This is a genomic window from Halomicrobium sp. HM KBTZ05, assembly GCF_041530035.1.
Lineage (GTDB): Archaea > Halobacteriota > Halobacteria > Halobacteriales > Haloarculaceae > Halomicrobium.
In genome coordinates, this window is sequence record NZ_CP168058.1 from 87,431 (window position 1) to 101,297 (window position 13,867).

Annotated in this window: 12 protein-coding genes; 3 read left to right on the forward strand and 9 right to left on the reverse strand. The window is 68.2% G+C overall.

Translation table 11 applies throughout. The features are described 5' to 3' along the window. Positions 1-28 precede the first annotated feature (28 nt). The gene (locus ACAH01_RS16230; RefSeq protein WP_372480939.1) at positions 29-1,273 is read right to left on the reverse strand and encodes a phage integrase SAM-like domain-containing protein; all 1,245 of its coding nucleotides are present in this window, start codon (positions 1,271-1,273) and stop codon (positions 29-31) included. Positions 1,274-1,516: 243 nt separating this feature from the next. Between ACAH01_RS16230 and ACAH01_RS16235 the strand changes: the two genes are divergently transcribed. Continuing rightward, the gene (locus tag ACAH01_RS16235; RefSeq protein ID WP_372480940.1) at positions 1,517-2,197 is read left to right on the forward strand and encodes a hypothetical protein; all 681 of its coding nucleotides are present in this window, start codon (positions 1,517-1,519) and stop codon (positions 2,195-2,197) included. Beyond that, positions 2,197-3,501, forward strand: coding sequence for a hypothetical protein (locus ACAH01_RS16240; protein ID WP_372480941.1), 1,305 nt, complete (start codon positions 2,197-2,199; stop codon positions 3,499-3,501). The genes ACAH01_RS16235 and ACAH01_RS16240 overlap by 1 nt, the downstream gene beginning before the upstream one ends. Positions 3,502-3,567: 66 nt before the next feature. On the opposite strand, the gene ACAH01_RS16245 is transcribed toward ACAH01_RS16240, so the two are convergent. From ACAH01_RS16245 to ACAH01_RS16270, 6 genes are all read right to left on the reverse strand, one after another. After that, entirely contained in the window at positions 3,568-4,026 is a 459-nt protein-coding gene (locus ACAH01_RS16245) for a hypothetical protein (RefSeq protein ID WP_372480942.1), read from the reverse strand. Next, positions 4,023-4,862: a ParA family protein gene (locus ACAH01_RS16250; protein ID WP_170095400.1), complete on the reverse strand. Its 840-nt coding sequence runs from the start codon at positions 4,860-4,862 to the stop codon at positions 4,023-4,025. Before ACAH01_RS16250 ends, ACAH01_RS16245 begins: the two co-directional genes overlap by 4 nt. 313 nt (positions 4,863-5,175) lie before the next feature. Next, entirely contained in the window at positions 5,176-6,063 is an 888-nt protein-coding gene (locus ACAH01_RS16255; protein ID WP_372480943.1) for a serine/threonine protein kinase, read from the reverse strand. After that, positions 6,050-6,478, reverse strand: a complete 429-nt coding sequence (locus ACAH01_RS16260; protein WP_372480944.1) for a hypothetical protein — start codon at positions 6,476-6,478, stop codon at positions 6,050-6,052. The genes ACAH01_RS16255 and ACAH01_RS16260 overlap by 14 nt, the downstream gene beginning before the upstream one ends. Before the next feature lie 156 nt (positions 6,479-6,634). Continuing rightward, positions 6,635-7,675: a restriction endonuclease gene (locus ACAH01_RS16265; RefSeq protein ID WP_372480945.1), complete on the reverse strand. Its 1,041-nt coding sequence runs from the start codon at positions 7,673-7,675 to the stop codon at positions 6,635-6,637. Positions 7,676-7,811: 136 nt separating this feature from the next. Further along, on the reverse strand, positions 7,812-8,249 hold the full coding sequence (locus tag ACAH01_RS16270; protein WP_372480946.1) for a DUF1810 domain-containing protein: 438 nt from the start codon (positions 8,247-8,249) through the stop codon (positions 7,812-7,814). A 120-nt stretch (positions 8,250-8,369) separates the two neighbouring features. Here ACAH01_RS16270 and ACAH01_RS16275 point away from each other — a divergent pair, with 120 nt between their 5' ends. Next, positions 8,370-9,206 (forward strand): TCP-1/cpn60 chaperonin family protein, encoded by an 837-nt coding sequence (locus ACAH01_RS16275; RefSeq protein ID WP_153554979.1) that lies wholly within the window; start codon positions 8,370-8,372, stop codon positions 9,204-9,206. Here ACAH01_RS16275 and ACAH01_RS16280 read toward each other — a convergent pair. After that, on the reverse strand, positions 9,200-10,903 hold the full coding sequence (locus ACAH01_RS16280; RefSeq protein ID WP_372480947.1) for a protein kinase: 1,704 nt from the start codon (positions 10,901-10,903) through the stop codon (positions 9,200-9,202). The genes ACAH01_RS16275 and ACAH01_RS16280 overlap by 7 nt on opposite strands. A 56-nt stretch (positions 10,904-10,959) precedes the next feature. Continuing rightward, the gene (locus ACAH01_RS16285) at positions 10,960-13,860 is read right to left on the reverse strand and encodes a PQQ-binding-like beta-propeller repeat protein (RefSeq protein ID WP_372480948.1); all 2,901 of its coding nucleotides are present in this window, start codon (positions 13,858-13,860) and stop codon (positions 10,960-10,962) included. Positions 13,861-13,867 lie beyond the last annotated feature (7 nt).

Below are 13,867 nucleotides of genomic sequence, written 5' to 3' on the forward strand. Positions count from 1 at the left end.
TCGCCTCGAAGTGAAAGTAGACGCGGCGTCACTCGATCCCGCCGGTGACGGTCCCCTCCATCTCGTCGAGGGCCTCCGTCGCAACGTCGCCGAGTTCGCCGGCCTCGATGTGTGAGTAGCGCTCGCGGATCATCTCCTCGGAGTTGTCCAGATAGCGGGCGGCCACGGTGTAGCCGAAGGCCCTGACGAGGACCTCGCCCATGCCGCGCCGCCCGCCGTGGGGCGCGAGATAGTCGTGTTTCGGGTGGTCGACGTCGATCGCCGCGTCGTCCGAGAGTCGCTGGAGGATCGAGCGAGCGCCGTCGGTCGTGATCGACGGCGGTCGAACGTCCGCGTCGAGGGCCAGCAACAGGTCCCGGGCGAACGCGTCTCGTCGCTCGCTGATCACGTCCGGACGTTCCCCTCGGTCGGCCAGCTCGTCCTCGACGAGTCCCCCGAGCGTCCGCTGGTCGAACGTCGGGAAGACGGGCCACCGGTCGGTCGGCGGAGCCAGCAGCCGGCGGTAGCTTCGCAGCGGCGATATCACCGGGTCGGGGAGGCTAGCGGCGTCCCACTGCTGTTTCTTCCGATACACCTCCATGCTGCCCTCGTCGAGCGAGAGCTCGCCCCAGCGGACGCCGCGCCGACGCGGATCGTTGGGGTCCCGGAGAACTTCCCCGACGCGGACGGCCGTGTACGCGAGGACGAACACGAGGGCGCGGTCGCGGGCCGCCTTCAGCGCCGCGTAGCGGGCTCGCTGCTTGTCGAGGGGGTCGGTGTCCGCCGGCAGCGTGGTGTAGGTCTCGATGGCCGTGCGAGCACGCTCGTCGACGTGTCGGGTGAGCGCGTGGCGCTGCTGGGCGGTCCAGGCCTGCTGGTCGCCTGGCTTGCGGCCGTCGTCCTCGGGCAGCGGGGCCATCGCGCTCGCCCGCTGGGCGTAGTGGGCTCCGAGGTACCCCTCGTTGACACACCAGCCACACCACGCCGAGACGTAGCGGTAATAGGTGTGGACGGTGTTTTGTTTGAGCCCGCGATCACCGGCGAGGTGGCGGGCGTAGGCGCGAAAGACGCGTTCGTCGAGGTCGGCGAAGGTGGGTCCCCGGTCGGCGTCGTCAGCGATCCCGGACCAGTCGTCGGAACCGGCGTCGCCAGCGGCCCACGCGGCGAATCGATCGAGTTCGCGCGCCGCGTTGCGTCGGTAGTTGCCCCCATCGCCGCCGCGACCTTTCCCCTTGTCCGTGAGATACCGCTCGAAGGTCTCGGTCAGCGGCGTCGAGCGCGACCGATCAGACACCGCCGGTCACCTCACGACTCCGGCAGGACTTCGGTAGCGTCGAAGCGGCGTCGGCGTGTGGCGGTCGCATCGTTCGTGCGCCCCGACGACGCGGGGCCACTTCAATCTGGTCGTGATTACCGACGGCGCGTCCGGAAACGGCCGCTCGGGTCCGTGACGTGCTGGCCGACCAGTGGTGAGCGTCACTCAAAGCGAGATTGGAGCCACCGCCGCTCTCTTGTGTCGGTTACTGCAAGCACCCGCATGAACAGACGAGAGTCCCTCGCCGCGTTCGCGGGGGTCGCCGCCGCGCTGGCCGGCTGTAGCGGGTACGGCAGCGCCACCAGCGAGTCGACGCAAACAAGGGCAGCCGAGGGCGGAATCGACACGGACGCGCCGGGGGCCGGGTCCGCGACAGATCCCGAGATGGTCCACGTTCGTGGGGCGACCGAACGGGCACCGCTCTGGCTCGCCGATCCAGACAGCGAGACCGAGCGAGAGCGCAGGTCGCACCGCGAGCGGCGTCGACACTCGCGGACCGTCGTCGACACGCCGGCCCGAGCGGAACGGCTCAGGGTCGCCGACGGCGTCGAGGCCGACGGGCTCGACTCGTTCCTGTCGGAGACCGACCTCGACAGCCAGACGCTGTATCTGGAGAGCGTCGAGGTCCGAGCCTGTTTCGAGCTGACGCTGTGTCGGATCGAGTGGCAGCCCGACGAAGTATCGACAGACTACGCGCGCACTCAGCTCCCCTACGATACGCGCTGTGGCGTCGACGACCACGTCTTCGAAGCGCGTCTCGTCCGCATTCCGGCCAGCCTCTCGGCCGACGAAGTGCGTGGCTACGGCTCGTCGATCGGCACGGCCGGCTGTGCGAGACGGAATCGGGCCGAGGCCGGGAGCGGCGACAGTGCGAGCGCCGCGTCGACGGGGGGTGACCGGTGATGGGCGACGACGCTCGGAACGTGGCAGACCGACAGCGCCTGACGCGTCGTGGGCTGCTCGCCGTGGCCGCGACGGGTGCCGTCGCCGGCTGTCAATCGATCGGCGGGCTGAGCGACGACACAGACGAGCAGATCAGCGTGTACGAACTCCCCGACCTCGACCGGGAGTCGATCCCGTCGCCGATCGTCGCCCGGTCGGTGCCCGTCGACATCGCGCCCTCGCACCTCACGGCGGCCCGCGAGCGCGTCGACGCGTTGCTCGGCGAACTCCCGACGCCGATGGGACCCGACGACATTCCCAACGGGTACGTCCGCGAGCGTCTGACCGACAGCGCCAGCGACGCGACGGACGCGCTCGACGACGCACGCACCGCCCGGACGGAGCTGGAAGCGCTGACGGCGCTGGGCGAGGCGCGCGAACGAGCCAGATACGCGGCCGCCGGCTGGGCGATGGCCGACGATGGACTGTCGGTCGATGGTCTCCGCGGCGAGCACGGTGAGATCGTCTCGAACGCCCACGCGTTCTGGGACGAGCACACGTACCGCGGGACCGACCCCGTCCGAGCGGCGCTGGTACACGCTCGCATCGAGGACGCGTTCGATCGACTCGCCCAGATGGACGGCCCACGGACCCACGACGACGGGGCGCTGCTGACCGTCGCCGAGTGGGGCGAGACCGTCGAGTCGGCGCGAGTCGATCTCGACGACGCCCGCCACCTCGACAGTCAGTTCACCGAGTCGCTGCCAGCCGACGCCGGGACCGTCGAGGACGCGCTCACCAGCGGCGCAGAGACGCTGCTGGCCGACGTTCGATCGCGTCGGTCCCAGCTCCCGCCGGAACCGACGCCGGAGGAGTGGGGCGTCGCCGAGAACCTAGTCGCAGACCTCCGGCGATCGATCGAACGCGGCCCCGCCACCGTCGAGGACGCCAGCGGACCGGCCAGTGCCGTCGTCGACGCGACCGGACGGCTGGCACGGTCCCGGGCGCTAGAGCAGATCGAGGAGCGGATCGATGTCGGCGAGATCACCGGCGTCGAGAGCGCCGACGAACTGCGAGCACTGCGGACGACGGCCTACGACGCGCTCGATGCCGCCCTCGAAGCGAGTAGCGACGCCGCGCTCGCCCGGACTGTCGTCAGCGACGTGTCCTGGGAGGTGACCAACGCCGACTGGCGGCTCGCTCGGTTCGATCGCGACGTGAGGCCAGACCGTCTGGACGATATCGTCGAGGGGTACGTGCTTGCGACGGCCGTCGCGCGGGCCGTCCCACCGGCGTGTGACCAGACGATCGACGCCCTGAACTGAGGCCGAGAGCGCCGACGCTCACTGTCGACCGTCGGAGAGACGCACCGTCCGGCAAAGTGACAGCTGTCAGTCCCAGCCGTAGCCCCAGCCTTCGAGTTCGGCGACGACGAGCTCCGGGTGTTCCTGTGCGACGACCATCGCGGCCTCGGTCACGTCGGTCTTGTACACGTCCTCGCCGAACTCGGCTTCCATCGTGGCGACGAGTTCGTCGATGCCCGCCTCGACGTCGTCTCTGAGAAAGACCGGGCGCTGGGTCCGACCGTCCTTGACGCCGTCCCGAGCGTGGATGTAGGGCAGCGAGTGGCGTTGCTGGTCGTCGGACTGGCGATCGGCGGACCGCTGGCCGCTTTGCTGGCTCGACGGCTCGGAGTCGAGTGACGGGTCCGTCCGCTCGTCGCTCCCGAGTTCGCTCGGCGACGGGTTGGCAGCGTCGCGTTCCTCGGCGTCGGTCGGTTCGTCGGCCGTCTCCCCACTCTCGCCGTCGGGGTCGTCGGCGAACGGATCGTCGGTCGAACCCTGCTTCATGCTTCCACCGCCCGCATCTCACGGATGTGTGCCGCCAGCTCGTCGTACTTTTCGAGGGTGTCCAGTTCGTGGTCGCGTTCGCGCTCCCGGTGGACATCGATATAGCGGAATGCGGTACATTGCTCGGCCCAGCACCCTTCCAGCAGCGACGACCGCTCGCGGAACTTGATCGGCAGCTCCCAGCCGTCGGCCGCCAGTTCGTCGAGGAACCGATCCTGGTCGTTCATCCCCTTGTAGCGGTTCGGGACGACCGCGAGGACGCCGACCTCGATGTCGAGCTGGTCTTCGAGTCCGCCGACCAGCTGGTCGAGTCCCTGCACGGATTCGTACCCCTTGCCGCTGGGCTCGAAGGGGATGACGACGTGGCGCGTCGCGTGGATCGCGTTGTGGAGTTTGATGTCCGCGCTGGCGGGCGGGTCGACGATCAGCGTGTCGTAGGTCTCGTGGACGCCGGCCTCTCGCAGGACGCGGAGGAGTTGCTTGTTCGGGTTCCACGACTCCCCGAAGTCCGCGGCCTCCTCCTCGCGACGGCGCAGGTGTTTCGAGGCGTACTCGAGGATGTTGTGGGCCGGCACGACGTCGATGCCCTCGCTCGTCCGGACGAGATCCGAGAACTCCCCTCGCGGACGATCGATCATGTGACGCAAGAGACTGTCTGCCTGATCGTTGTTCCGGTCGTCGGCGACGTCGAGCAGGTGTGACAGCGACGCCTCCTGCGTGTCCAGGTCGACGACGAGGACGCGCCGACCGGCCCGAACCTCGGCCTTCGCGAGGTTCGCGGCGAGGGTCGTCTTCCCGACCCCGCCGGCCTCCGAGTACACTGTGTAAGCCAGCATAGCTACCCAGTCGAGCGCCGCAGCTATAAAGCTCAGCCAGACGACTCGGCCAGCTAAGCTAGCTAAGTCACTCAGCTAAGCCAATTAGTTGAGTTAGCCAAATATTCAAAATAGCTAACCCAAATAACTATCCTACTCAGCCAGCAGAGCCAGGTGTGCGAACCAGTAGAGCGAGCCACCGGAGAGAGTTCGCCGGCCCAGCCGGCCGGCGACCCCGGAATCGAACGCCCGGTGTCGAGCGTCGGCTCTCGATCACCTGTAGACGACCCAACGATACGCGTCGGCGACCATACAACTGCACACAGGCGTCCGTCTAGTCACACAGCGCGTCCCAGAACTCGTCGAGACGGTGCAAGACCGGCCTGATGTCCTCGTATCGGTCGGCGGGAGCGCGCTCCAGACAGCGGAGAATGACGTCTTCGAGCACTCTCGGAACGCCGGGACGGATCTCCGCGGGCCGGGGCGGCTCCTCGTCGAGGGCACGCTCGGACGTGTTCCCGTACGGATGGCGGCCGGTAAAGAGCACGAAGAGGAGGATGCCGAACTGGAACACGTCGACGCGCTTTTGCTGGCGGCTCTGTACCCGTCGGGCGTGCTGTTCCGGGGCCGCGTACCGGGGCGTGTACTCGCCGATCGTGTCACTCGGCCCCAAGAGCGCGCTGGCGGTCCCCCAGTCGCCGATCTTCGGGACGTTCCAGCCGTCCTCGACGGTCCGAAACAGGACGTTCTGTGGCTTGATGTCGCAGTGAGCGACCCCGCGGTAGTGGGCTTCCTCGATGCCGCTGGCGATACACCGGGCGATCCAGAGCCCGTGACAGAGCGACTGGACCCCGTCGCGCTCGACGAACTCGCCGAGGTGGCCACCGTCCATGTACTCCATCGCGATCCAGGGCTTTCCCTTGCTCTTCCCGTGATCGACCAGACTGACGACGTGGTCGTGGCCCTCGAACTCGGCCCAGTTCTCGGCCTCTTGGAGGATGCGCTCGATGCGGTCCGCCGTGTCGATCGTCCCCGAGGTGTCGGGCACCTTGACGGCGATCGCAGTGCCGTCCGAGAGCGAGTGCCGATACACCTCGCCGCTGGCCCCCGTCGCGATCCTGTCTGCGAGCTTGAAAGACAGCACGTCGAGTTCCGCAGAGAGGTCGACCGAGATCGGCGACACGTCCGGGATCTGCTCCGGGACGGACTCACTCGCCGTCATCGAGCACCACCCTGTCGCCGGCTCTCGTCAGGTAACCGTCGCCACACGCCCCACAGCGGTCGCCGACCGACGCGGCCGACGAGTCGAACTCCGTCCCGCAGTTGGGGCAGGTGAGAGATCGATCCGTCTCGGCGGCGTCGTCGTCGGGCGCTGTGTTCGCTGCCGGTGTCTCGAAGTCCTCGACATCGACGTCGGGAGTCGGACGCTCGGACCGCCACGGTGGGATTCCGTAGATCGCGACCAACGTCGCACCGACGAGAACGACACTGGTGATCGCGCCAGCGAGACTGGTTTGCAGGGGAGTGAGCGAGAGGCCGAGGACGTCAACCACCATCGATACGACGAATCCGATACCGAGGCTGACGACGAAGACTGCGGGGAAGACGACTTTCGTCGACGTGCGGAGTCGGCCCATCTCAGTTACGAGTTGCTTGCTGGATGACGGTAATAAAGGTGCCTACCGCCACTCAAGACGGCCGGAGTGGAGATCCCTCGGGCGACGGGCTCCGACGCCGCTGGGACACGTCGTCGACTGCACCGGGCGAGGGTGGCGGCTGGGAGAGTGGCTGCCCTACAGCGACGGGACGAGCTGGGAGCGCGTCAGCAGCTCACAGAGCTGCTCGCCGTCGACGAGGCGGACCTGTTCGCTCATCCGCTCGACGCTCTCTCTGGCGTTCTCGGTGAAGCTCGAACTGGTGACGACGGCGACGGAGTCGGCGTCGAACTCGACGAGCAGTCCGGCGGTCCGCTGGACCGTGCGCACCCCGACCGTGTTGCCCGGCTCGTACTGTTTGGCCTGGATCAGTTCGCGCGTGCCGTCGGCCTGGGCGATGACGTCGACGTTGTAGTCCTGGACGTACTTCGTGGTCCGAGCGTCGAACCCGCCCTCTCGCCAGAGGTCCGCGATCAGGACCTCGAACTCGCGGTGTGAACAGGACAGCAGATCGTCGCTGGTCCACTCGCCGTCGGTGGCGGCGTTCAGCCGTTCGGCGACGGTGTCGATACGGTCCGTGTCGCGCTCGGCGATCGCCTCGTCCAGTGTCCCGCCGAGGGTGGCCTCGGCGCGTCCCAGTTGTGGTTCGCCGACGGCTGACAGCGCGGCGAACAGCTGATCGGCACGGCGGACCACGACGGCGGTGCGATACAGCTCGTGGCCGGCCGACTGGAGCGACGAGAGACCGCCGCTCAGATCGTCCGCGACGGCGGCGTCCCCGGCGTCTCGGAGTCGATCGACGGCCGTCGCGACCGGCGCACTGGGATAGCGCTCCTGGAGTTCGAACGCCAGCGCGGCGAACGCGAAGAGAGCGTCACAGTAGTCGAGAACCGCGGCGCGCCGACGCGCTTCGATCGACTGGTCGTTGGCCACGTCGACGAGTCGTTCGGTGATCGCCTCGATGGGCAGTGAGAGAGACACCTGCTCGGACAACGTCTGTCCGCGTTCGATCGTCGAGCGAAAGCGTCGTTTGCGGCGCTCTCCGACGGTCTCGCGTGGCTCGGTATCGTCGAGCGCGGGTTCGAAAAACTCCGTGAGGTCGAAGGCGGGCTCGACATCGGAGTGGGCAGCGTACTCAGCCGTCAGGGTCTCGACAGCCCTCGCAACCGAATCGAACATTGCCGGAGGTATGCCACCGTGTGCGCATAAAACGTCTCCATAGCACCCCCACGCCGTTCTCGTCTTCGACTTCGATACCTTCGAGGGCAGGAGCAGAGTGCGGTTCTGAACGAGACCGGCCAGCCAGAGGCGGCGTTCAGCTGTCCTCCAGCAGATCGAGAGTCTTCTGATCGCGGTCGCCGTCGTAGTACCGCTCCAGTGCCGTGGCGAACGGCGTCGGATCGTCGGCGACCATCTCGAACAGCGTCATGGACGACCGGAACTTCAGATCGTCCGGCGAGCCGAAGATGTCGTTCGCGGAGCGCCCTTCGAGGTCGTTGACGATCGCGGTACACTCGCGTAATCGGGCTCCGAGAGTGGGATGGCGCAGGTAGGCGTCGGCTTCCGCTCGCGAGGCGATGGCGAACCGCTGGGCCATCTCACTCCGGCCGAGCCCGGCGACCTGGGGAAACACGAACCACATCCAGTGGCTGCGTTTCTGGCCCGACCGGAGTTCCCGCTTGACCGTCCCGATGACCGACTCCTGTGCCTCGACGAAGCGCTGTAGGTCGTGAGGGTCCGCTGCACTGGGCATCGAGTGCCCGTTCGACGCGCTGGCGCTTAGTTGCCCCGGCGTCACCGTCGAGACCCGTCGGTAACACGGCGGGGGCGCGCAGACTCAACAGTTTTGGCGCTGGCGTGCCGTCGTGGCCACATGGCAGGACTCGACTCGGAGATGGAGCGCCGTTTCGACAAGTCGATATCTGAGTTACAGGCCGAAGCCGACCAGTTCAAGACGCGGGCCCAGTCCGACCCGGCGGTCGTCGCCACGTACCTGCCACGGCTGCGAAAGCTCCTGGAAGCCGCGGGCTACAGCCGCGACGAGATGATGGTCAGAGACGACGTGCAGCGGACGATACTGGCGATCGCGGACCAGCGGCCGGAGGCGCTCGCCGACGAGTACCCCGACCTGGTGGCGGCGTTCCTCGACACGCGCGAGACGAGAGTTCTAGCCCAGCGACTCCTGCACAACTGCGCCGAGCTCTGGGCCGATGGCGTGACGCGCCAGGAGATCACGGATGGGCTCGACGTGGTGGAAGGCGAGATCGTCGATCAGCTCGCAGACATCGCGGAGCAGGTCGACGACGACGGCCGGGTGCCGGGCAACGGTGCCACGGCGATGGTGCTCAGCCAGCGGGTGGCCGACTTCGCTCACAGCGTCGCGGGCCGCCAGCAACTCGTCGTCGAGGCCGCCTCCGACGCGCTGTTCGACCTCGTCCGGTTCCACGCCAGCGAGAAAGGGGTCGACCCGATCGACGGAGCCGTCGATCTGCGATCTCGATACGAGACCGCCAGCGAGCCGTTCGTACGTGGCTTCTCCGATCGGGGGACGATCGAAGCGATGCGAGAGACCGAGGAGACCCAGACGAAGAACTACGTCCTCCGCTACGTGGTCGACGCACTGGTCGGCACGTCCCTGATCGTCAGCGTCGAGCGAAGCGAGGCCCGAATGTTACGGATCGAGGCGGTCCTCGCCGAGCGAGATCAGTGATCGGGGGCATCCATCGCGGCGAGCACCGCCGCGAGAGAGCGATCGTCGCACCTGGCGATCGCGTCGGCGAGTGACAGCTCGGCGGTACTGGAGTCGATTCCGTCGATTGCCGCCGCGAGGTCTCGCTCGCTGCCCTCGGGGAACGCAGCCGGGTCGAACCAGCCGTCGGTCCGCAGGTCGCCGCTCCCCCCAGCGTCGTCCTCGGAGCGTTCCTCTCTGATCTGCTCGACGCGTTCCCTGAAGCTCAGATTCTCCTCCTCCTCGCTCTCGTCCGCTTCGGCGGTGTTCGTCGTGTCGTCGTCCGCCGAACAGTCGTCGTCCGAGGGTGATTCGCCGTCCTCGGACCGCTCCTCCCTGATCTGCTCGACGCGCTCTCTGAAGCTCAGATTCTCGTCCTCTCCGCTCTCGTCCGCTTCGGCACTGTCGACTGAATCGTCGTCTGCCAAGGGTTCGCCGTCCCCGGACCGCTCCTCTCTGATCTGCTCGACGCGCTCTCTGAAGCTCAGATTCTCGTCCTCTCCGCTCTCGTCCGCTTCGGCGGTGTCCGTCGTGTCGTCGTCTGGCGAAGACTCGCCGTCCTCGGATCGCTCCTCCCTGACCTGCTCGACGCGTTCCCTGAAGGTCAGGTCCTCGTCGGGTTCGTCGGTGTCCGTGTCCGTCGCGTCGTCCCCGCTGGAAGTAACTTCGGTCGACTCGGCGTCCGTGGATGTACTCTCTGCGGCGTCGACGCGGGGCGAGCGGTCGTCTGCCGAGAGGCGATCGGCGACGATCGGGGGGAGCGCGCGATCCGTCCGGGCCGCCTGGAGTGCCTGCCTGAAGATCTGGATGGCGTCGTAGCGGTCGCGCTTGCTCGTTTCGAGGGCGGTCGAGACGATGGCGTCGAGTGCCGGAGACACGTCGTCGCGGTGCGCGCTCGGCGGTGCTGGCTGGTCACCGTACACGACGTCGTGCATGACGCTCATCTGGTTGCCGACGTAGGGCGGGCGACCGGTGAGCAGCGCGTAGACCAGCGCTCCGACCTGGTACACGTCGGTCAGCATGTCCGGGTCGCCGAACTCGTCGGGTTCGAACTGCTCGGGTGCGGCGTAGGTGACCGAGAGCCCTTCCATCGTGCGGGTGTGTTCCGAGAGCGAGCGGGCGAGCCCCCAGTCGGCGAGCTTCGGCACGTCCCAGGCGTCGCCCGCCGTGGTTCGAAACAGCACGTTCGACGGTTTGACGTCGAGGTGGGCGACCCCGTAGTTGTGGGCGAGTTCGATCCCGCGACAGACACACTCGCCGATCCACAGGGCTTCGTCCAGTGCCAGCCCGTCGGTGCCGTCGAGGCGCTGAGCGAGGTCGCCGCCGTCCATGAACTCCATCGCGATCCAGGGCAGGCGCTCGCCGGTGTCGATCACGCCGACGACGTGCTCGGAGTCGGCCCACCGGCGCTTCTCGCGCTCGCGGCGGTCGACCAGCTCCCAGGTGCGGGCCTCTTCCAGGAACGTCTCGACCACGTCACCGGTCAGCGTTCCGGGGTCTGCGGGCTCCTTGAGAGCGATCCGATCGGGCGGCTCGTCGTCCGGGACGGCCGCCTCGTAGACGAGTGCCTGTCCACCGGCGTCGAGCGGGGACTTCGCAGCGTCGATCGTCCGGTAATCGAGGTCCCGACGCGGCGGACTCGCGACCGCCGAGCGGTCGGGAATCCGAGGATCAGTCATTGGCCAGGTGTTGGGCAGAGAGCGACATCAAGCTTGGCGACGACAGCGACCGTGGTCTACTCCTCGCCGAGCGCGGACACGACGCCGTCGTGCGTGGCGACGTACACCGTCCCGTCTGCCACTGCTGGCGACCCGTCGATGAGACTGCCGGCCCGGTAGTGCCACCGCTCGTCCCCCGTCGCGGCGTCCAGCGCGTACAGACACTCGTCCCAGCTCCCGACGAAGAGGGTGTCGGCGGCGACGACCGGCGCACTGTTGATCTGTCCCGTCGTGTCGTAGCGCCAGCGTTCGGTGCCACTGTCCGCGTCGATCGCGAGGACGTAGCCGTCGATACTGCCCGCGTACACGGTGTCCCCACAGATCGCCGGTGCCGACCGGCCGTTACCACCGGCGTCGAACGTCCAGCGCTCGGTGCCCGTGTCGGCGTCGAGGGCCACGACGCACCCGTCGTTGGTGCCCGTATAGAGGACGCCATCCGAGACCGCCGGCGTCGACATCGCCGGTCCGCCGGTGGGGTAGCGCCACAGGTGCTCGCCGGAGTCGGCGTCCAGCGCGGCGAGGATGCCAGTCCCACAGGAGGCGTACACCGTCCCGTCGGCGACAGTGGGGACCGCGCCGATCTTGCCGTCGGTCTCGACGACCCACCGCTCGTCTCCCGTCGCGGCGTCGAGCGCGTACACGTGCTTGTCGTAGCTGCCGACGTACACCGTGCCCTCTACCACCGCGGGCGCGGCGTCGACCATCCCGCCCGTTTCGACCGCCCAGCGAGTCTCTCCGGTCGCAGCGTCGAGCGCGTACACGTGCTTGTCGTGGCTGCCGACGTACACCGTCCCGTCGACGACCGTCGGCGGCGACTGGACCGGATTGCCCGTCTCGTAGGTCCACCGCGTCTCGCCGGACGCCGTCGCCAGTGCGTAGACGGCCATATCGTCGCTCCCGACGTACAGCGTGTCGTCGACGACGGTCGGTCCGCCCTTGATCGAATCGCCCGCCTGGAACGTCCAGCGTTCGGTGACGGGTGGCGTGGGACCGACCGCACTCTGTCGCGGGCCGGACCGCGACGCGCTCCCGTGGAGGGTCGGCCAGTCGCGGTCGTCGGCCGTCGACCCCGAGCGGTCCGTACTCGTCGTTTCCGGCGCGGGGGGATCGGTCGTCGGAGTGGGGTCGCGGTCTGCCGTCGCGGGCTCGGTCGCGCGCTCCCGGTCGTCCGGCGTCGACTCCCACTCCCCAGCGATCCGCTCCAGGGCGCGACGGAGGTCGATCGTCGCTTCGTACCGATCGGCCGGGTCCCGCGCCAGTGCGCGCTCGAACACGTCGTCGAGAGCGGCCGGCAACTCTGGACGGCGCTCGCTGGGCGGCCTGTGATCGGCGTCGAGGACGCGCTCGATGCGCTCCCGCTGCGGGGTGGCCGCGAGGTCGTCGACGAACGGATGCGTCCCGGTGAACAGCTCGTAGAGGACGATCCCGAGCTGGAACTGGTCGGTCCGCTGGTCCGTCGTGCCCTGGCCGTCCTGTTCGGGGGCGCAATAGCCGGGCGTCGAGATGCCGACGGCGGCCCCCTGGCCCAGCAGCGACCGGGAGAGCTCCCAGTCGGCGACCTTCGGAATCGGCCACCGGTCGGGCTCGCCGGGGGTAAACAGCACGTTCGACGGCTTCAGATCGAGGTGGACGACGCCGCGGTGGTGGGCGTGCCAGACCGCGTCGACGAGTCGCTGTGCGGTCCAGAGCGACTGCTCGACCGTCGCGTCCTCGGCGACGGCGCGAAGGTCCGGTCCGTCGACGACCTCCGTGGCGATCCAGGGCACCGGCGCATCGCCGCGGAGCCAGGGGAGTGGGTCGTACCCCCAGTCGATCACCGAGACGACGTTCGGGTGGTCGTCGAGGCCGGCCCACTGCCGGGCCTCGTGATCGAACCCGTCGATCGTCTCCTCGGTCAGCGTCCCGTGTCGAGCGGGGTGTTTCACGGCGATGTCGGCCGGCCCGTCCTCGCCGGGGCGACGGACCCGATGCACGACCGTCGTCGCGGTGCGGCCGATGACGTCGTCGTGGCGCAGTGCGGACGGGTCGAGCGACACCGACGGCGTCTCTCCTCCCTCGTCGAGATCTGGTTCGTGAGCAGAGTCCATGGTCGTGGTTCGTTGGTGTTGCTGGCGGTTCGACGCAGCCTGAGCGGTCTCTTCGGCGGCTGCGCTCTCGACGGAGTCACCGTCGAGCACCGCAAGCGCCCGTTCGGCGGCTTCGCGTACGCGCTGGTCGTCGTCGTCGAGTGTGTCCTGCAGATCGTCGACGGCCGGTTCGATCGCAGTCGGTCGTTCGCTGGCGACGTTTTGCAACGCCTCGGCGGCCGCAGTGCGTGTCGCGGCTTTCTCCTCGTCGAGGAGTGTCAGAAGCGAGTCGACGACGGGGACGACCGATCCGGGATAGGCGCTCGCGACGTTTTTGAGCGCGATGGCACCGGCGGCACGCGCCGTGTCACGCTCGTCGTTTCGCAGCGACCGGAGCTCCGCGACCAGCGGCTGGATCGATTCGGGATACTCCGCTGGCGTCACAGTGGCGCGTGTCGCGTTGCGCGCCTCATAAAGGAGCGTCCGGAGGTCGGGAACCGCCGGTCGGACCTCCTCGGGGTGTGCCTCCGCGACCGCAGCGAGTGCGAGGGCGGCGTTCCCACGTAAACCCGGATGGGTGTCAGTGAGGCACTGTCTGAGACCATCCACGGCAGGAACGACGGCGTCTGGTCGGTCCCGAGCGACGGCCGCAAGTGCCAGAGCCGCCCCAGCGCGAACGTCCCCGCCGTCCAGAGGGGTCTCGGCCGATTCCGCGGACGACGCTGGAGCCGTCGGTTGGCGATACTCCAGCAGTTCAGTGAGTTCCTCGATCTCGTCTGCAGTGACGGTGTGGCGCTCGGAGTCGGCTTTAGATCGGAGACGAGACACCCGCTGCAGTGCATCGACACTCATTCTCTCA